The sequence below is a fragment of the Candidatus Omnitrophota bacterium genome (assembly GCA_030688425.1).
In the GTDB taxonomy this organism is placed as follows: domain Bacteria; phylum Omnitrophota; class Gorgyraeia; order Zapsychrales; family JANLHA01; genus JAUYIB01.
Window position 1 is genome coordinate 151,315 of record JAUYIB010000010.1, and the last position, 22,533, is coordinate 173,847.

At 57.8% G+C, this 22,533-nt stretch carries 1 protein-coding gene (only partly in view); it reads right to left on the reverse strand.

This entire window lies inside a single protein-coding gene on the reverse strand: locus Q8Q08_00915, encoding a pyridoxal-phosphate dependent enzyme (GenBank protein ID MDP2652572.1). The 114,990-nt coding sequence extends 50,104 nt beyond the window's left edge and 42,353 nt beyond its right edge, so the window shows coding positions 42,354–64,886 (codon 14,118, partial, through codon 21,629, partial); reading right to left, the first codon wholly in view occupies nt 22,530–22,532. The start codon and the stop codon both lie outside this window.

Consider the following 22,533-nt stretch of genomic DNA (forward strand, 5'->3'; position numbering starts at 1 on the left):
CCGAAATTGTCAAAATAAACCTGGGCGCGCCGCCCGGCGAAACGCAGGGGAACTTCCATGCTATGGATACCGTGCTTGGCCTTTTCGGAGAAGATCAGCGCCTTGCGGACCTTACGGCCGATCCGGTAGGATTTGGAATCGAGCACAGACACGACAGGAACACCCTTCAGCCAGAACCCGCCGCTGATTTTCGCCAACTCCTTCAAACGGCTCACATCCCATTTGGTGTGAGATTCGATCACCGCACCGTTGCCGTTCTCGGCGATTTGCAGAGGTTCCGCATCGTCGCGGCCCTGGAACCTGATCTCGTCCATGACGGCATGCGACGCGGAAAGGCGCGCGGCAAACACTTCATCTGTCCGGTCTGAGAACATATAGTTGCCCAACGGCCCCTTTTCTTCGTCCAGCGGTTGAAGCGCCAGCCAAACCGACCCGCCGGATGTCGCGCGGGAATAGACCGTCACCTCGCGGCCACGCTTTTCAATATTTTCCAAAGAATTACGGGTGAATTCCACGTCCGCATAGATCACGTTCCGGCCGCGGTCCAAAACGACCGTGACGCGATGGTGCTCTTTGCCGAATTTATAAATATCGACGGGGAGCCATGCCTTCAGATCCCGGGCCCAAATCCATTCGACTTGCGCCGGACGCCCAGCCGATCTCTTTCCAAACACGATGGTCCGCCCCAACAGGCCCACGGGAGCGGAATCGATGATTTTTCTGTCCTCCTGATCCAGAGACAGGACAAGCCGTCCCTGCTCGTCCAACCGGTGATGCGTCGTCAAAAATCCCTGCGCCAATTCGCGAACGGCATCCGCTCCGCTACGTTCCTGCCAGAGGCGCGCGATTCTGCGGCGGTAAGGACCGGATTCCAGATTAAAACGGCGGACGAACGCTTGATGAAGCACAGCTTCATATTCACCCGTTGTCCTGAGGGCCTCTAACTCTCCCCTGATCTTTCCCGCAGAAAGCCCTGGAACGGCCGCAAGGGACTGGGCCAAAACTTTTCGCTCAACCGCAACAGGATCTTCTTTCACGGCGTTCGCCATGGCCAGTGTCCCCGGCTTCTTGACTCCGCGCAGATGGCGGGCCCAGACACGACGGTTGTGCGCCGCATGAACACGGGCGGCCGCGGCAACGGCGTCGGTGTGCGCCAGGGACCGGGCGATGCCCTCGATCCGTTCCCGGTTCCAGGACGGATGCTCGCGTCTCAGTTTGGCTTCATAATATTTTCGGGAAATCTCGAATTGCTTCAGATACGCCGGCGTGGTTTTATTCCGGGCCAGCGCGATCAGGGCCCGGCGGTCGGCGGCGGTCATCGGGCGGGATTCCAGTGTTTTCAAGTCAACGACTCTTTCTTCACCGTCTTCGACGTGGATGCCCGGAAAGTTCTCTTCCGGCGGGGCCTGGCCTTCGTAACCCTTGCGCCAGAGTGTTTCCTCGGTCAGGGATTGTTCGTACCAGAACTCATCCTCCCAGCCTTCGCGGAGTGCCTGTTTTAATCCGTCGCCTTCCGTTGGCACCAGAGCGAGTTCGCTGCCTGGCGGATCAACCGTATCCGATGGCTGACGTCCTGCTGAAAGATAACGCAAATATTCAATGAGTTGGCGATCCGTCATAGGTCCTGGATGGGCGACGATGTCCCTGTCCCGATAAACCGCAACCGTGCGGTCATCCGATTTCCCTTCGATGACAACCGCCAGTCCCCTTGCCAAAACTGTTTCTACGGCGCCTTCTTCTGAACTCATCAACGCCTTGACACCGGCAAATGAAGGGGCAATCGCCGCTCGCATGATTTTGCGGCTTTCTTTGTCGGCACCACGGAAAATCAACTTCGAAAGCTTTGGTTGCGCCGCTTTCCCTTCAATAAACAACTCCGCCCGCAGCTCGGCAGAAACGATCTTTAACGGATCGACGAACCGGACGGCCCCCAGCCGCGCCAGTTCGTTCATGAGAGGGTAATTCATCCGTTTGGTGTATTTGAATCGTTCCTTTTCCATAAACCCGACGGCAAAATGGAGATGTGGCGCTACCGGTGAATACTCATTGCGCGAGCGGGCCGTTGTTCCCAACAAGCTGCCCGGCATGATCTTGTCCCCGATTCTCACCGCCGGATCCAGCTGAATATGCGTATATACAGAGATCAGCTGATATTTGCGGCCGCCGACCTCGATTTCAATGTCATGAGACAGGATGGCCGTTTTCTGCATATCATCGTCAAAAATGAATTTCACTTTCCCGTTGTGCGGGAACAGGGCCGGAACCTTAAGCCCCTCGAGATCGTAAACCAACCCATCCCAGGCGGCCAGAACAAAATCCCAGGCCTCATGCGGTAGCCCGCCTGTATAAGCCAGGCGCCGGGGTTTGAGTTCGCCCCAATGTGTCTGCTCGTCCTTATAGCGCGTGCCCGCCGGCTGGACGAATCGCGTCTCTTCAGCGCGCAAGGTTAAACGGTGTCTCTGCCGCAGGACCTCGGCTGCCTCTGCGCGCAATTGCCTTAATCCTGATTCCAGGCCTTCTGCAAAACCGCCCAGTTGACTATAAACCTTTTGATCATAAATGAAGAATGGGGGCGTGGCGGAAATCGTGTATGTTTCGATATTGCCGGATTTCCCATAAGGATCGCTATGGAATCCCCGCCCTGTGCGGTAAGCGATCTCTGCCATCAAGTCTCTGTTCAACGGATAGATCAGCGTGTACCCCAGATAGCGCAGGCCGGCGTAATCGCGGACAATCTTGTGCATCGGCGACGAAAACTGCGTCATCCTCAAAACGCCGTCACCGTGCAGATACGGCATGATCCTGAATACGCTCTGGACCGCCAACAGGGAATCCGGAACCCAGATATTGCCGACATGGCCCGCCAGAACGTCATGAACGACCCGGCCCAGATTGTCCACGCCGGGGACCTGCGGCCATGACTGGCCGTCGTCCGGATCCCACCCCACATAAAAATGATCGGCCTGAAGCCCGTTAAGGAGATCCTGCCAGAGCGCGAAGAATTTCCTCCTCGCCGCGGTTCTCTCATCCTCACCGGCTGTCTCTGGCGCCGTGAAATACTTTGTCTCGTAATCATTCAGGAATACCAGCGCCGCATCCCGGCCGCCCCCGACCTTGAGAAGATCCCCCATGAACCGTTCCCGTGTCAACAGACACCCTTCAAAAGAGCGGCCCTGAAGATGTTTCGCATGGATCTCATCGATCGTTTCCCCCGGCCAGTAAAACTGGACGTGAACCTCATAGCGGCGGTTTTCATGCTGGGCAAAATAATTCGTCGGAAGGGCGTCAAAGAGATTCATCGCATCCCCGTTGAATATTCTGCCCCGGTATTTTTCCAACACGGTTTCAGGGGTGGTCACATCCATCTCCCGGTAATGGAATCTTACGTTCAATTCCCTGAACTTCCGGTCAAGCTCGAAAAATTCGGCTTTCAGATATGCGTCGGCGTAATGCCTGTCAATCCTCTCAAGAAGCTCCGTGTCCCGCGCCTTAAGCTTGCGGCGGTCCTGGCTCACCTTCCGGAGAGACTCCCGAGAAATATCGGCAAAAACGTACGTGATCCGCCGCCGGGCCAATTCTTTGACTTTGCCGATCGCTCTGGCTTCGTCATAAAGCAGGGACAGATACTTGGCCGCCCGCTCGATACCGGCAACGGAGAATTCAATGAAAACGGGTTCCTGGATGTCACTGTCCAAAAGCCGGATGAGGTCGTCCTTGGCAAACCCTCGGAATTGTTCATCGTTAAGAGTCGTGCTCACTTTCCCGGTCGCGCCGCTGTACGCTTGTGTTTCTTCATAACGGATCCAACCGGCGTAAGAGAAGGCGCCGGCTTTGCTCTCCATATACGGCACGGGGTCCCTGTCCAGATAAACTTTAGGAGTCAAAGGCGTCAGGACCGGATTGGGAGATCGGGATTCCTGCCGAGACAGGCAGCACGCCTGCGGGAACGGGATGGTCGGAGCGTTGTCGCGAATTAAGTGGTCCAAGGCCAGAACAAGGGCCTTTCGGTTTTCATCCTCCGATTTCGATGGGTCGTTGAACATCCGGACGTCAATCGCCAATTCCCTCCAACTGTTATAAGCCGCACGATACGCGATGGGAGGATGAAATGTCCTGAAGCCCACCTTTGAGAACGGCGTCCGGAAGAGATAAACGTGTACACGATGGAAGAACGGCCTGACCTGCTCAAAAGATTTCAGACGGTTGAGTTCCTCATCCAGGACATTGGCGACAAAACGGGTCTCTTCCATAAATGATTTCTTTACGCCCGGCTCCTTGGGCAGATCCGGCCTCAGCAATCCGCGCGAGATGCTGATGATGACGTCCAATTTAAGCATTCTGGCAACAAATTCGGAGACCATTTTCCGTCCCGGGACAGAACGGTCGTCTTCCGCCCTCTGGGCCGACGTGATTCCGGCTTCCCGCAGGTAACTCTCGCTCCTCTGCCACTCGTGGGCCGGCATGAAGTGAATACCCGTGGGGACAGGGAGATTTTTGATCCAAGTCAACAGATTCAGATTCCACAGTTCGCTGAAGCGCACGAGCCGCCCCGCTTTCTCTTCCTTCTGCCATTCCGCAAGGAGCGCTTTGGCTTCCGGATTATTGTCCAAATTGATGCCGTCAACCAGACCGAACCAGAATTCCAGCATGCGCGGATTGGTCAGGAGCGGCATGCCGATCTTGAACTGCGCTTTTTGGGTGAGCCCCCTGCGGTGAGCTTCTGAAAACCATTTCATGAAGAGAATCCTCAAGAACGGCGGCTGGGTCAAAATCACCGTGGCTCCCGCGTTGATTTTTTCCTCCAATTTTTTCAAACCTCTCGCCAGATCCGGTTCGCCGTCCGCCTTCAGAGGTTCCTCGTACGGGTTCCAGGCCGTCCAAATCTGGATATCCTGCGGGATCCTCCCCTGCTGCTTCATCTCCTGCACGATGTTGATCATTTCGACCGTGGACTTGACCGGCATCAACGGTTCCAGGGCCTCGATTTTACGGCCGCCGCCGCGGACAAGGAAGAGCGCCCGGGCATTCTGTTGATGGACCGCAGCCAATACCCGTTCCTCGAGCTGTGAGCGGGTTCTCATGTGGATCCCAATGGTGGCGATATAGGACGGCGGGACAGGGAGTTTGGTGATATTCTCAAATTTGGCGATCTCAATCCACAGCCTGCGCAGCCGTTGCGCTAAGGGGTTACCGGAACGTTCGACCTGCTGTCCCAATTTGCGCAGAACAGATTTGATTCCGGCGGGGTAGTCCGGAGCCCCTTTTCTGACCGGCCGTCCGCGCATCATATGCACGATGTCCTCGGCCACGATGGGAATGTCGGGCGCGTCGCGCATCGTAATCCCGTCGACCATGTCCCGGTGATACAACTCCTGGAACGTGTTCAACTGTTCGATGTACTCCATCCAGGCGCGCTCATCGTTCAAACGCGGCGGCACCATCTCGATGGTGACGGTCAGTTTCTGCTGGTTGATCCGTTCCGTGAGCGGCTCCAGCGTCCTTTGGGCAGAAGGACGGCGGATCATCCGGGAATACCGATCCCCGAATTGAAGCGATTCTGCCTTAAGGAGCGAATAAAGTGCGCCGGCAGCCAACACGCCTCCAATGCCAAGAACTGGAAGCAGCCCCATGGCCAAGGTCCCCGGCTTCTTGACCCCGCGCAGATGGCGGGCCCAGACGCCGCGGTTGTGCGCCGCGTGGACACGGGCGGCCGCGGCAACAGCGTCGGTGTGGGCCAAGGACCGGGCGATGCTCTCGATCCGCTCATGCGCCCAGAACGGATGCTCGCGTCTCAATTTGGTTTCATAATATTCTCGGGAGATATCGAATTGCTTCAGATACGCCGGCGTGGTCCTGTTCCGGGCCAGCGCGATCAGCGCGCGCCGGTCGAAGGCGGTCATCGGGCGGGATTCGAGGGTTTCCAGATCAACGACTTTCTCTTCGCCGTTTTCAACGTGGATCCCCACAAAGTCCTGTTCCGGCGGGGCCTGGCCTTCGTAGCCCTTGCGCCAGAGGGTTTCCTCGCGGAGGGCCTGCCCATACCAGAACTCGTCCTCCCATCCTTCCCGGACAGCGGCTTTCAACGCAGCGGCTTCCGTCGGCGTCATCCCCAGGGGCCGCGTCTGATCGATATCGTCGCTTCTGAAGAACAGATTCAGGGTCATGCTTAACTTTTCGGATTTCTCGACCAGCATCTCTTCCATGCGTTCCCGGGTTCCTTGGCGGACCGACCATAGCGCCATCCGGTCATCATCAACAGCCTCAACCTCGAACCCTTTCCTCCTCAATCCACCCTCGTTCAGCAATTCCGCGAGATGTCTTGTATCGCGCCCGATGAACGTCTGGTCCAGACAGGGGATACGGACAGAAATCCGCTGCCGCGAGAAATCAGGGACCGTCCGGAGCACGACCCGGCCGAACAATGGCCGATGAGCGTTGATGCCGGCATTCAGAATCAGATTGCTTTGCGATTTCGGCGTGAAGGCCCGCTGGCCTTTTTTACTGAAGACGGAGCGGGTGAAATTGACGCCGAATACCTCCCACGGCCTGCGCTGGTAAAGCGCGATGATCTGCCGGATCTGCTCCAGGATCTCCCCGCGAGAGGAAGGATGCTCGAGGATGGAGAAATAATCCGCATCGTAAGTGACAAAGATTTTAGAATGGCCCGGATCGATCTCATCCAGGTTAATGACTTCCTGATCGATATGCCCTTCGTGACTCCTGTTCACCAGGCGGTACGGATGGGCCCAGACCACCCGGCTGACACCAATCTCGTTTTTAGCGTAAAAGACCCAATTCCCAATGTTAAGCATGCCGTAATCCGGATAATCATCATGATGATAGTCAAAATTGACAACGGCGGTGCCTGGCCCGGCTCCCGCCTGCCTCAAGGCTGCGATCACTTCATCATGATCGAACGACTCGCTGGCCCAGGTCTTTCGTCCAGCTTCACCGGCGTAATGGTCGATGGTGACATACCTGTAGACCGGGGACGACATTCTTTCGTTTTCCAGGGTCCTCTCGACCAAATCATACCCGCTGTAAAGCCAATCCGCGTGTTCCGGCTGCTCCAGCCGGATATAAGGCACCGACGCGGCGGTATAGTGGACGTGCAGCCGCCGTTCACCGGTCAGGACGATCGCCTGCTCGGGAAGCTCACCCGGGAAGCGCCGGTTCACGTCCATCCTTACGATCTGGGCGTTATCATCATAGAAGAACTCCATGGAAGCGATCGGAGAAGATTCCGCGAATTCAACCCGGCTCACGGTTTCTTCTGTTTCCAGGTTCCCGTCTTTGTTCCCCAATTTTTCCAAAACAGTCATCGATGTTTCGACATGAATTACGGCTGGATCGGCAAACGATCCACCGTTCGCCATCGCCAAAGTGCCTGACTTTTTGACCCCGCGCAGATGGCGGGCCCAGACGCCGCGGTTGTGCGCCGCGTGGACCCGGGCGGCCGCGATAACGGCGTCGGTGTGGGCCAGAGACCGGGCGATGCCCTCGATCCGCTCATGCGCCCAGAACGGATGCTCGCGTCTCAATTTGGTTTCATAATATTCTCGGGAGATATCGAATTGCTTCAGATACGCCGGCGTGGTTTTGTTCCGGGCCAGCGCGATCAGCGCGCGCCGGTCGGCCGCGGTCATTGGGCGGGATTCCAGTGTTTTCAAGTCAACGACTCTTTCTTCACCATCTTCGACGTGGATGCCCGGGAAGTTCTCTTCCGGCGGGGCCTGGCCTTCGTAGCCCTTGCGCCAGAGGGTCTCCTCGCGCAGGGATTGTTCATACCAGAACTCGTCCTCCCGGCCTTCGCGGATAGCTTCCTGCAGTGCATCCCGTTCCGCCGGTGACAGACCGGCCGGACCGCCCGGCGGAAGAATCCCGGCGTCCTTCCCGTGTTGACCCAATATTCCCAATTGCCCCATCAACCGGGCAACGGCAGGACGATTCTGCAGGGAAGCATTCTGCGCGATGGCATACGAAACGACCATTCGCGCGGCCTGGTCTTGCTGACGGCGCAGCCAGAAATTGGCCGTGACAACAAGGATTTCCGCCTGTGGCAGGTTGCCCTCGGTCAGGATCTGATGCACGGCCTCGCTGACATCGTCATCCTGCAACGCAGTCATATTGAACTGATCCAGTCTGTTGATGGCCGAGGCCAGCCTCACAGCCACATCGGGATGACGGCGTAGTTGTCGGCCCTGGGAAGCCAGGCCGCGGATCAAATCCAGGACTTCCCTGATCTGGACTTCCGTGAAATTCAACGTTTCCCCTTCCTTTTCCAGGGCCGCAAGAAGGTCTTCAATCTGTTCCATCGCAGGATGTTTCTCGGGAACCGGCTGAGCCACAGCCACGGACCGCGGGGCGCCCGGCCTTGCGGGCAGGGCGATCTTCTTTTTCTCAACGGTCTCTACGGTAACTTCTTTGACGAAAGAAGCGACTTCCGTTGCCGCTGTCCGCTCCGGCGCAACCACTGTTTCTGGCAGACGGGCCTTCATCCGCTTCAAGGCCTCGACCTGGCTGGATACATGGACCGGTCTGACCATCCGCCTCGACACCAAAGTCTCCACGGTTTCCAAGCCCATCCGGACGGCCGTGGCGGTTTCCTCGTCAGTCCAGCCATAACGCAAGCGCAAACGCGCGGTATTGAAATAAAGATCCAATCGGGCCAGCAGAGTGGCCTTGTCCTGGGCCCCCTTCTCTTCCAGCAGCATTCGCACCTTGTCGTTCAACGCCGCCAGTTGTTCCTGAAGTTCCTGTTCTTTGACCAGACGGTCCTGCCCCGCTTTGCGGTCCGCCTCCGCCTGCGCGGCTTCGGCTTTCTTCCGGGCTTCCGCCGCCGCTTCCTCGGCGCGGCGCTGCACCGCCCGGCGTTTGAGCCATTCGCGGATCTCGTCCTGATTCATGCCCTGCACCCCGCCGCGCCGGACAACTTCCGGCTCTTCGACCCAAAGCAATTCCTCATGCTCGGCCGGACCTGGGGACGGCTTGAACGTTCCACCGCGGATTTTCGAAAAATGGGCCCCCTTGCCTGCCGGACCAAAGACCCAGCGGCCGGACTTGCGCTGGCTCATCGTGTGGTTGTCCCATTCCTGTTCCGCTTCATGCTCCCGCCACATCGCCTCTTCTTCATCAGCGCTCTGACGCTCTTCGGCCCGACGGCGGATCTCTTCCCGGATCCCGGCCATGTCGACATCTGTCATGGCTGTCCATGGTGTTTCCGGCTCTTCTTCCCATCCCAGCTCCTCATTCTCCGCAGGACCGCTGGACAGCCGGAACGTTCCGCCCCGGACTTTCGAAGAGTAAGCCCTCCGCGTTCCCGGGACAAAGGCCCAGCGACCGGATTTGCGTTCACGCAGTTCGCGGGTTTCCCAGGCCCGTTCGATTTCATGCTCTTCCATTAACTCTTCTTCTTCGCGGATGCGTTCCCGCTCCACGGCTTCCTCTTCATCGACGATCCGGCGGGCAATGTCCTCCCGGCCCTGCCGGACCGTTTCCTCCAGCCACTCGACAAACGTTTTCACCTCATCCAACGCGGCATACGTCTGGAGATCCGTCGTTACGGCATTCCGCACAGCGGCCTCAAATGCCTCCGCGTCGACGAAATCTTCCCAGCGGACCGCCTCAATGCCCTGCCGGCTCTCGGCCAGGACGCGCTGGACCCATTCCAGAGTGCGGCGCTGCTGCCGCTCGATCCGCCGGGCTTCCTCGATCCTGGCTTCGATCAATTCCTTGCCGCGTTTTTTCAATCCCGCGGCCAGCGCCTGCGTTTCCGGAAACGCCGCGATCTCGGCAGGGACAAGACCGTCCACAAACCGTTCCAAGGAAGCTTTATCAGCGAAACCAAGGATTTCTTCGTCCGTGATTTGTCCTAACCGGAATTTCAGATCGGACACCCGGCGCTGCTGCGCGGCCTTCTCGGATTCACGGCGTTTGCTCTCCTGCTGATCGGCGACGAGCTTCCCGGCCCTCTCAATGAATTCCGCGCGTTTGGTTTTCACGATCGGCACGGCCCGGATTTCGGACGGGAGGGCCTGATCCAAAGCTTTCGTAAATTCCCCAATATTTGCGAACCCGCCGCGCTTCAATTCCGGCTCGATACCGCGGTAGGCTCGCTGAACCTTCGACAGCCCTTCGGCACGCTGCTTCTCTGCCGCAGCGGCCTTCCGGTCCCGGCGCCGCTTGAACGCGTTGTGAATAACATACGCCGCGTCCGAAAAAATAAACAACAGAACAATCACGGCACCGGAAGCCACTGATATCGCGACGATTTTGCTGGAAATCAACGCCAAAGCGCCGATGAAGATCGCCGGCACCGCGAGCGCGAACAAAAGGGCATAAATGATCTTGCCCTGCTCGCCCTGGTCGAACACCGATGAATGCCGGCGAAGATGGCGATCCGTCAAAAGGTTGAACACCGCGAGAATATTGTTGACCTCGCTGACGTGATAGTATCTGACAGTGCCGTCCACCCAGACACGGACATCTTCCGGCGTCACAGCCTCCGCGGCAACGTCGAATCTCCGGAAATGCTCCGCCAGTTCATTGGCGTTAGAAATCCCGAGATGCATTCTCATCACCGGGATATGGACTGTATAACTCTTGCGCCAGGTCATATCCGCTTTCCGGTTTGCCCCACGGGCCGTTTTGGCTCTATCTGCCCCGGGACCGGCGGAAGCCCAACCGGCCTTTCTGAAAGGCCATGATTTCGATTTCCGCGCCATGGCCAAAATCCCGTGCCCGAACGCGTTGTGCTTGGCATGCGCCCACCATTCTGCAAACCCCTTGAACACGCGGGCGTTGCGGTAAGCCGCGTCAAACCCGGCAAAAATATTCCTCAATTCCGCACGGTCCTTATCCGTGGCCGGCCGCCATTCGTTCAGGGCTGTATCAAAAACTTCTTCGTGGGCCGCGACGATGTCTTCGATGCTCATCGGATTCAAGCTCCGGTGCCTGAGATAGGTTTCATACGCCGGCGCGATGATCCAGGAAACAATCCCGCCCCAGCGGCTATGGAGCTTCTTCCAGCGCGCCATCATGGCCGGAGGCGCCCTGCGAGGGGCTATCGTTTCCAATTGCTCGAGCAACGGCGTTATTTGCGAGACCGCGGCCTGATACGAAGCCATATCCACAATTTTGAACGAACCTGCCTCACCGTCGTTTTGCAGCATGATCGCGCCATCGGAGACGCTCAGGAAATACCTCGGCGCCGGAATGGCCATGCCCAATCCCAGGCGACCCATGATCGTTGCCAGCGACTCACGGTCATCCACGATCACATCCATCCCAAGCGCCACGGGCACCTTCAGCGCGCGCCAGAACGGCGTGGGCGGGACCGCGTCCGATGATATCATTCCACGGCTTCCTACCCCTTCTTCCTCTGTCAGCTCAACAGCGTTCAAAAAGTATTTGTAGACTCTTCCGGCCTTTTCTTCCCGGAATTCGATCACCTTTCGCGCGGCCTCTTCCACCTGATCGCCGGTGACAAGTTCCATGGCGTTCAATTCCACTATCAATTTCTTGAGAACCGGGATGCTCTCGATCCAGTTCAGAACCCACTCTCTCGACTGGGCGGTGACGATCTTGACCGTGTTGTTCACCAGCAGGCCCAGGAGCAGCGCCTTCATGCCGGGCCGCATCAGCCGGTCCTTGAGCGTGTCGATGCCGGGCACATATTCATCGCGATAAGCATCTTCCTCCGGCTTCAGTCTCCCTGTCGCCATGTCAATCGGCATCCGAGCAGCCGTTTCAATCTGCGTGGTCATCGTTTCTTCCAGGTCGAATCCGACCGTCAGTCCTTTGATTTGCTTGGCCCGCTCAAAGATACGCCGTTCGTCTTCGCTGAATCCGGACGCCATGCTTTCCAGGACGGCCAGGCCCGCCGCCAGGACTCCCGCTTTCGCGCCTTCCCGGTTGACTTCAGCCCTCCGCACGGGTTTGGACGGAAGATCGTCCTTGGAATTCGGAACGACGATCGACGGCTTGAGCATCCGCAGCCAGCGGTTGACGATCTCTCTGACCAACGGATACAGTTCGTCGGCCTGGACCGTGAAATAGACGTCCTGGACCGGCGCCGTCCCTTCCGTCAGCTCGCGGGCCAACTGCGGCGAGATGCCGACGCCGGGTTCGCGGTATTGATACCGCAGCTGTTGGACCTTAAAGTATTTGTCCCAGATCAGGATCTCCGCGCTCTGCGCTTTCGCGCGCTGGCCGTTGAGGAAGGTCAGGATGAGCCGGGTGAGCTGGACCCAGAACAGCTTGGAATAAAGCTGCCGGCGGGCGAAAAACGCCTGGGAGATCTCAAAGACATTGTCATAGCCGAAACGGCTGTATACGGTGATGTATCTGCGGGCCTCTTCCGAGGAATACAGGCCTTTCTCAACGGCCCAGTCCATAAAGTCCATCTGCATCCGCAGCTCAAAGAATTCCGGCGCCAGGACCTGGGACATCATGCCTTCAATCGTTGTCTCGCGGGACAAAAGGATCTGGTCCTGCTCGGTGGCCGTTCTTCCTTTGAAGAAATCCTCCTGCAACTGCAGGAAATCCTTGGTCGTCTGGTCGTTGAGGTCTGGGAACGTCCGGACGAGCTTCACGCCCCACGCCTCGCGCACCAGCAGGACGGCAAAGAACTCGATGAAAACCGACAGGTTGTTCTGCGCCTCTTGTGTCAGGGCCATCCGCGACTGGACCCCGGAAGGATTGACGATGATTTTCAAATCCTTTCCGCTGACGTGTGACTTGCCCAGGGCCCCGCCGCCCAGAATGATGTTGTTCGGATCGTTCCACATCTCCAGATACGCGTTCACGACGTCCATGTGCGGATAACCGTTGACTTCCAGCCATTTGGCCGTGCGTTTGAGCATGTCGAGAACGTGCGCGATCTGCGGATTTTCCACAACCGTGTAATTCTGCCATTTCTCCTCGGGTTTCAATTCAACGGGACGCGCCATTTGCGTGAACCAGTACGCCGTGCCGCCCAACCCGAACGCGCCGGCCAAACCGGCCATGATCTTCAGCGCGCGGCGGCGGGACATCTCAGAAGCGGCCTTGTACGCCGTTCTCTTGACGCCGGAGCCGCGGCGTTTCTTCCCGGCCATGGCGAGGATCGTGGGCTGGCTGCCGCTGAAAAATTCTTTAAGGAACAGGGACTTGGATATCCTACCGTGGATGACAAAAAAGTTGTATTCCCAATGGACGCGGATCGCCGCCTGGACCGACATCTCTTCGATCTCCGTGTTCGTCATGTCCTTGGCCTTCCGCGCCAGATCGGCCGCGGGCGTGCCGGCGGCTTCCAGCGCGCGCAAGTTGGCCTGATACAGGAAATGATAATGGTGCCCCTGGGCGAAGAATGCCCGGTCCGTGGCGCGGGCCAGATCATACAGCCGGCGGTAAGCGCCCTTCTCTAATATCGTTAACCGCCACGCCTCTTTTTTCACGTCATAAACAAAAAGATGCTGGAGCGCGAACCAGGCAGCTGAGAGCTTGCGGAAAAACTCCGGCACGTTCCGGCCCGGCCAGCGCCAGCGGGCGCGCTCTTCCGTCTCCGTCACCTCATTGGAAATCTTCACCAGTTCCGCAGGATCCATTCCTTTGCGCACGCGCCCGCCGGCATGGCGCCTCATCATGGCCGGAGGATCCCTGTTGTCCTGCAATAATTTATTTAGTAATTTTATTGTGGATGATGGCCTTTGAATAAACTGATCGATTTCAACACGTTGAAAATTTTTCCCTGATTTTGGCACCCACTCACCCGAGAACGGATGCGTAATTACAACGACCGGAATGCCTAAAAGTCGATAAGCCGCATGGAAAATACCCGTATCCATAGTGATAACGCCTTGGACATTCTGATCCATAAATTCAAGCACGTCGGCTCTGGAAGTAAACTGTCCCAGGCGCTCCGGCTGGCCAACCTTGGCCAAAATTTCTTTGGTTTTCTCATGATCCTCACCACGGCCGCCATTCATCATAAAATCAACATGCCCCCTTAACAATTGTTTCAAAACCTCCGTCCACGCTGCCGGCAGTTGTTCAAAGATTGGCCGATAAGCGACAAATAAAGGCACCATGGATGCCACCGCGTGCATGTTAACAAAAATAAGGTCTTTGCCTACTCTATGTCTTGGAATCCGAATCTCATAATGGCTAGGAACAATTAATCCAAGCTCTTCTAAGGATCTCTGATACACTTCAAAATAAGTCGGGAGATCGTTAGACAAACTATTCATTCGGGGAAGCAACATAAAGAAATCATTAACCACCTTTTTTAACATTCTGGATGGCAATATTTCGGCAAGATCTTCCCCACCAAGATTGATTCCGATATCAAACATAAGAGTGGTATCGACAGATATGCCCGGGCCATAATGAATCGCTTCGATCCTCTGATCAATTCCATTCAACGTTTCAGTAAAAGCGCTCACCACAACAATCCTCTGCAGACGCGGCCATGTTTTTAATAAAGAACGAACCAATAGAGGTAAAAGGATTATGGCCCCACCCCACTGAGCCAACTTACGATCCAGAATAAGAATATTTTTCACGTCTTTGGTAAGGAATACGTTTTGTGCTGATCCAACTGTTCGTAATTCATGCTCATAATTACGCCTTTGCTCTGCACCCATTGCTGCAACTTCCGAGGCACTCTTCTCAACAATCCGATGAGGGCGGTTCTTATGGACCGGCGTAAATTCAATCTCTCCGGACTGTTCATCATCGGTCGCGGCCAGGATGCCGCCTTTGTCGCTTTCAAAGGCGCCGGCGTTGAAGTTGGCGTGGATGGAGGACGCGGCGTAGAACCCTCGCCACCAGGCCACGGCACGGCGGAACCAGGACGGGTTCGGGTGTTTCTGCTGGTAAACGTGACGGACGTAACGGCGGGCGCGGTCGGCGCGGCGGGCCATGTTCTCGATCTTGGCCCGTTCTTCAGGCGTGGAGGCACGGCGAACAACGTAGACATCATTCATCAGGCGGCTGAATTTGACTTCAAAGACTTTTCCATGCTCGGCGGCGAACGCCGGCGGCCCGCGCTTGAAGAGGATGCGGTAAAGCTCTTCCAGCGGCGGGATGACGTTGGTCCCGACCCTTTCCTGCCAGTCCGACGACCAGTGCCGGAAGCCCAGCCAGCGCCAGATCGGCAGCATGGCTGTCGTGGCGCGGGGACGAGACACTTTGCCAAAGTGAAAGACCAGGTCTTCCGAACCGGCTTCTTTGACAAATCCAAACCGCTCAAACATCTCCTTGCGCGTGGTGTCGCGAGGGGTCACGCTCAACTCGCTGAAGCCCCGTTCCGCCAGGAACGACACCAGGGTTTCCGTCAACCAACGCCTCAACATCGCCCCGCGCTGTTCTTCGTCAGGATAAAAATGGTAAATAATGCCGCGATATCCGCCGATGCCGAGATGAACGCGGTCTTTATTAATCCGAATCAGGGTCATGTCAAGCACCAGCCCGGCCGCATTGTTATAATAGCCGACCTCCAGATACTGCCCATCTTCCTCTGGGTGAGGATTCCTTCGCAACTTAATATAGTGGGTCAGGACCGGGAACATATCCAGCCGCCCCAATTGATTCACATCGGTAATGGTCAACCCCTGCTGGCTCACCCGCCCGGCAGGACGGATGATGCCGTAAACAGGGATAGGAGTTTTATGCGGATTATCCTCATCCTGCGGTGCTCCCATATCCCCCATCGGCCCGCCATTGGCCATGGCCATCACATCCGGCACAACTGGGGAAATCTTCTGCAGCTCCCGGCGCAAGACTTCCGGCATCAGGTCCCAGCTCTTCTTATAAACCGCCCAATTGTAAGCCGCGTGCAATTCTTTGACATACTGGCGTGCGCGGTTCTCGATCACGATGGCATACATGGATGCGTCAAACCCAAGCCGGGTGAGATTTGCGAAAGACGTCTCGATCGACGTCGCATATTCATGATTTGTGACGCCGGCAAAAACGTTCAGGATCCTTTCCTGGGCCTCCGTCAAGGGGCCGTGCTGGCCGACAAACTCCGGAACGGACATGCGCCGGCCGTCAGGAGTGCGCAGGTCTTCTTCGCGGTCGGAGGAATTTTGCAGGAACTCCCAGACCCGCCGGTCCTGCTCCTCCGGCGGCAGATCTAGGATTTCGATCAGGAGAGCTTCGAACAGCGCCCGCTCCGCGGGAAGCATGGCCGGGATCTTCAAGAATTCGCCGGCCCTCGCGATGTTCCTGACCGCGGCGTTCCCATCCCCAGCGGCCCGGTGAACAAAACCGACCAGACCGCCCAGCACGGGATCGGACTCCGATAACTTCTCAATAAGGAAAGAAAAATTGCGCCGCTGGCTGTGCTGCTCGACCAGGCGGCGGAACGATGGGGCCCGGGGATCCGCCCCATAAAAGTATCCCTGCAGGAAGGCGTCCATGGCATCGGACAGGTCGATGGTGTCCCATGACGTATCTGTCCCGTTTTCAGTGATCACCGAATCCATAAAATACGCCAGGTCAATCACGCGATGGCTGATTATCTGCTGATAGACCTCACCGTTGACTCCCTGGAACCCTGAGGCCCGGACCGTGGTTTCCAGATCGCGGATCACGACGCGGACCCGGTCGCCCGGTTCCAGATAAACTCCAAGTTGGGTCACGTATGGCGCCGTGTGGAAATACCCGGCATCATGATAGCCGCGCAGGGCCCGACCGATGGCTCGATACATGTGGTCCGCCTCAACCGCATCGAGTTCCCGGCGCTCGCCAGTCTGATAATTGCGCAAATGGGCAAAACCCGCCAGCCGGATGTCAACCGCGTCGGTCATGCCTCCAACGACAAAACGAACCGGCTTCCCTTCGAAACTGATCTGCCGGTAGTCCCCGTCCCCGATCGCGATATCCACGGGAAGGCCTTTTTGCGAGGCCGTTTGCAGGGTTTCATGTTCGACCGCAGCCAAATCCGCCCGCATGCCGCCCTGGACATCATGCGTCCCCACGGCGATTTCGACCGCCCCGTCCCGCTGGACAAATAATTTGATGCCGCCGTAGCCATGCCCTGCGTGCGGCGGCAGTTCGCCGGTTTCCCGCGCCGGCCGGACGCCTTTGAACCACAACGTCGGGATCACTTTTCCGTCCGTCATGACCGGCCGCTCCAAATGCAGATAGACCTTGCGGCCGTTCTCTTGATCGTTCCTTTCATGGGCCGCAATATACACCCGCCCGTTGCTGAGCGCGCCGAGCGTCCGGACCTGTCCTTGCGTGACCGCCCCGCCGTCCACGATCGCCTTCACCAAAACGCGGTCGCCGGCGGTCAGCTGCCCCCAGACCTCTCTGCGGATGCGCAAAAGACCGCGGTCCTCAATCACTTCATAACCTGCCGCGTCCCTCTCCAATTTCCCGGCAAAGGACTTCCAGGATTCCTCGGCGGTCGGAGAAACCATGTCAAACAGCCTTTTCCACTCAACAGGAAAGACCTTGCGGACACTTTCAACAAAAGCCCATACCGCCGGGTCGGCAGGGCCATGATGCAGCCGCCGCATGAAGGCGCGGATGTGCTTCCGGCCTTCTTCGGAATCCGGGGCGATAAACCGCCGTCCCGCCACATCCTCGATGACAAAAACAAGGTTGGTGTGCATGATCATATACATCCCGGCGGGTTCCCAGACCAGCTTTTCGGAGAAACTTCCGTTGGCGAACCGGACCGGCGGGGATCGGTCATCTCCCAATGCCCTCATTTCATCAAAACGCTTCGAGCCGGACATGGCCAGGACATCGGGGATCTCTGGGGTCAGGACCTGCAGAGCCCGTCGCAGAGAGACCGGCATCAGGGTCCAGTCTTTCTTGTATACAGCCCAGTTGTATTCGAAGTGCAGTCTCTGGACATATTCCAGCGCGGCCGCGTTCGCCCCGGCCTCGTCGTTCGGACGCAGCCGGAAGGTTTCGGATTTTTTGCGTTCGAATTGCTGGTTGGTCACCAGGGCAAAGCGTGTCAGAATTTTGCGCTCCCAGTCCGACTGCGGATTGTGCAGGGCCACGAAGGCCTCCACAGACATGCGGCCCTCCGCCAGGGTGCGCAAGAGTTCTTCGCGGTCGGCGGATTCCTTCATGAACTGCCGGACGCGGCGATCCTGTTCTTCCGGAGGCAGATCGCGAATTTCCGTAAGAAGCGCCTCGAACATCGCCCGCTCCGCAGGCAGCATGGCCGGAGGCTGAGATTGCTGCTGGCGGGAGTGCCGTTTTTTGCCTGCTTCCCACATCTTCGCCATGGCAGCCTTCAATACCGCGCTCCGGGACCGGTCCTTCACCGACGACCGAACAACATCTGCCATCAACCGGTCGCGTTCTTCGTTAAAGAAGGGCCGCAACTGTTCACGCTGTTCCTTGCGCTGAGCAATGGCCGCCGCCGATGTGAACTCATCGAGGAACCCATGGAGCCGGTGCAGGTAAGAGGATTCTTTTTCGACAACAATGTGCCCCTCGTATTCCGGGAAGAACTGTCCGGCCGCGGCATCCACCGCCACCTTCCCCAAATAGGTGTCAACGACAACATGGGCGTGGGCGATGTTTCCGCCGGGAAATCTGCGGACGTCCAGCTGCGCGTCAAAGAATTCTTCAGGGAACGTCAGGGCGATGAGAAGATCGTTGGAAAGGTCCACGCATTGCGTCGCGTCAACGGACGTGGTCCGGGTAAAAGCATAATACCGGGGAAGGCTGTTCATGAGCAGCGTGCGCTGGATGCCCAGGTCACGGCTCTGGCGGACCAGTTCAAAAATCTCAAGACTTCGGGCGTTCAACCGCGCCCGCATCTCGGCCAGGGTGAAGCGCTTCTCATACAAACCGATAAAGACCTCCCGGAAAATCCGCCGCCGATGGTTGGAAAGGAGATACAGCTGGTGATCCAGATCTTTGATCTTTTCCTGCCGGATCTGATGAATGCGGTCCTGCAAGGTGGCCGTGTGTTTCTGCTTCTCGCGAGTTTTCCGGCTGGCCATGGCCAGCGCCACTTGCGGAAGGACATGGGTGCCGTGAGACTTGACAATCATCTGGTCGTATATCGCCGGAAGAACAAGGAGCTTCAGGATGCGGGCGAGGAGGAACAGGAGATTATTCCAGCCGTGGAGCGCCATCGCCGTCCAGACGCTGTTACGGGCGTTGAGTGCGATACGTAACCGCAGGGTCTCCAGTTTCTCCCGTGCCGCCGGGGAATGGCGGGAATACCAGGCCTCCAGGGCCTTCGCGTATTCTTCCCCTTCCAGCAATTTTCCATTCCGGTAAAAATACTTCGGCTCTTCATATGCCGCGGCCACAATCACCGCCAGGAACGCGGCCAGCAAGAACAGCCATTGGCCGGTCTTGAAAATGATCGCCGTATTGAACGAACCGAGGGCGCCGGCCAAAACCAGCAGCCCCAACCCGGCCGCCGCGACCCCTCCCCACCACAGCGCCTCGAACACCCAGCGCAACGGACGGGTCATGGCCGCGGGGATATCTGCCCCAGTCTGGCCCGAAGCCTTGAAGAGGGCCTTCGCGGGCGCCTTAACGCCGGCCAAAAGGATTTCTTCTCCATCGCCAAGCCGGAGGACGTCCTCCGCATGGTTGTAGAACTGGGAATGCCCCTTCATCCGATTGCCGGAATTGACGCGGTTGAGGAACAACACCGGTTTTCGCAATAACCGCGCCGTGCGGGAAACCAAGGCCTCGGCTCCATCCACATCAACGGCGCTCGGCACGATGATCACGTCCGCGGCTTTAAATTGTTCCGCCAACGCCACGGCGCGCGGATTTCCCTCACCGATGCCATCGGCCAGAAAGCGCATCTCGTCTCCGACCAAGACGCCGGCCGCTCTCCCATGGATCCGGAAGACCCTCTGCTCCGGAATTTCTTCGGCATAGAACTGGTATTTGTGGACCTTGTAAACGTTCCCGGACACAGCGTCGATGAGAACATAAATGACGTCGCCGTCATTAAGCAATGAATAGCCCACAGAAACTCCGGACAGACTCGAGAGCCGGGACAACACGGCTTCGCGCTCCCCGATCAACCGGGACAGTTGAGCCGGCTCATGTCCGTTTCTCTGATCAAGCCATTCGGGGAACAGGACCAGGTCGATCCGCTGACCGGCGGATACCCGGCCCTTCAGTGCCCAGACGATCTCCCGCGCCAGCCAGGTATTTTTCTCAAAAGAACGCGGCTCAAGCTGAACGCCGGCGATCCTCAATCCCGCTTCTCCGTCCGTTTCCCCGGCTGAACGCAACGCCAGCATGCCGGCCGTGGTCGCCAGGAACGCGCCGTCCGGGCGAACGGCTTGCCGCTTCTCAATCCGCTGTCGGTAGTCATAAAGCGTTTCCGAAGCCGCCACCCGCGTCACAAAACGATCCCCGCCGGGGGTGAATGTCCACCGTCCGGGGTATTCGCAGACGCACGCGGTCCAGTTGTTGTCCAAGCGGACCGCGCGCCGGTGATGATTTTTCCCGGTTATGACCTTTGCCAAGAATGTCTCAGTCCGGTGGATGCGGTGTGTGGCATAAACGCTCGGGACAGCGGCGCAACCGAAGCCGCCGCTGCCTCTGTTGCAGGCAATGACCAGAAGTCCGTCCACATGCCAACGCTCCGCAATAGCCTTGACGATGTTTTTGACCGGCACCTGGACGGCCATCAGACGACCGTTCGCCGTTGCGCCGTGGACCGCCAGGGCCGGCCCTTCATAAATGTAGACCGGAATGCGGCCTTCACCGTCGTCCTGTTCCATCAACACAAACTTGCCGGACGGCAGGTATTCCACAACGCCGCTCGCTCTGTCGCGGCCCCGGCTGAACTCCGCGACTTCTCTAAAGAGGATTTCGGTCTCCCGTCCCCAGCGGTCGGCCAGTTTGAGAATCTCGCCGCCATGTTTCCGATGATAGGTTTCCTTGGACATCAAAACCTGCTCGTGCCTGCGGGCGCCGATCCAGGCGTAGGGATCATCCCGCAGGTCCGCCAGCGAAAGCTTTCGGCCGTTCAAGTCATCGGCGTCCATTTCCGGCACGATATGATAATACCTATGGCCTTCTTCATCCGAAAACGTCTGGGTCAAATACGTGCTGACGGCATTGCCTTCCTGCAGGGCGAACGCCCTGGGCGCCGCGACGGCCCAATTCCGCGTCTTCGGATTTTTCCGCACGTCCCAGGCGTCCAGTTCCGCGACAAAATCATCGCTGCCCGTCAGGTCCCGGACAAAATCCACAAAACAATTCTCACAGCGGAGATTGTCGCGTATCTCGGGGTTGACCGGGGCATGGAACAATGCCGCCAGATCGCGGATGGTCTCAACGCGCATGCGCCGCAGGGTCGTTGCCGCGGCGATCGGGTGCGCCAGCCACCGCAGAGAAACCGGGATCTGGACGGCGATGAATTCCGTCCCGCGCTCGAACAGATATTGGTTGCGCTCCGTCCCGGGCATGGATTCGTAACCCTCCACGGAAAGCTTGAGGATCTCATGCAGCAAATGCCAGAAGTCCGCGAAATAAACGTATCCTTCGCGCAATTGCTCTTCGAGGTTCGGAAAAACGTTCTTGAGATGCGGATAATAATGGAAATACAGTTTGCTTTGCGCCATCCGCGGATTGATGGCGGAGGGATTGCTCAAAAGGATCTGGGCGTATTCCGGATTGATGGTCAGGTGCGTTTCCCCCGTGGCCAATTCGAACAGGCCGACACCGGCCGCGAAGATGTCCGAGGCCCTCTCCAGGGCGCGGCCGTTTTTCAGCTGGCTCGCGTTCTCAAACACCTCCGCGTATTCCAGCGTGGCGGAATACGGGAAGTCTTTGGCCTGCCGGACGTGCCGGGAGGAGAAGATGCTCCCCAGGTCCACGAATTTGAAGCCGCCGTCTTTCAGGCGGATGATGTTCTCAAGTTTGTAATCCGAAAAAATCAGGCCGTGTTTGTGGAACAACCTCAGGATCGCAAGAACAGGCGGCATGACCTGCCAGAATTCGGCCGGGGTCAGGCTTCTGTCCTCGCGCCCCTCAACCATCTGGTCGCGCCAGGATTTGAGATCCTGGCCCTCGATGAATTCCATGGCGATGAAGGCAAATTTTTTGTCCTCGATGCCCCCGGCCCTGATGAACTGGGGCACGTACGGCTGCAGTTCGGCGATGCCGGAAATCTCTTTGAAGTTGCCGCGCTCCAGTTCAAAATCCTGCAGGATGACTTTGTTGATCGCGCCGGCCGCGGCCATGTGGTTAAGATCAAAAAGCTTGACCAGAATGGTTGGCTGGTCGGTGCGGAACAGCGCCGTGCGGCTGTGGCGGGCGATGCGCTGGGTCAACCGGACAGGACCCATTTCCTCAAGGTCGATGGTGAGCCCGAGATATTGGGCGTCCTCATCTTCATCGTCCGGCGGGACTGCCGGGGCTTCAGGGACGGCTTCCACCGGCGTTGCAACCGCCGGCGTGGGTTCGGGGGCCTTTGGAGCCGCGGTGATATTGTTCGCCACCGCGTAAACGAACCACACCGTCACCGTGGCTTCCCATTCATCCAAATACCCGCTGAGCCTCATCCAGGTGTCAAAAATCCTTTGATTGCTT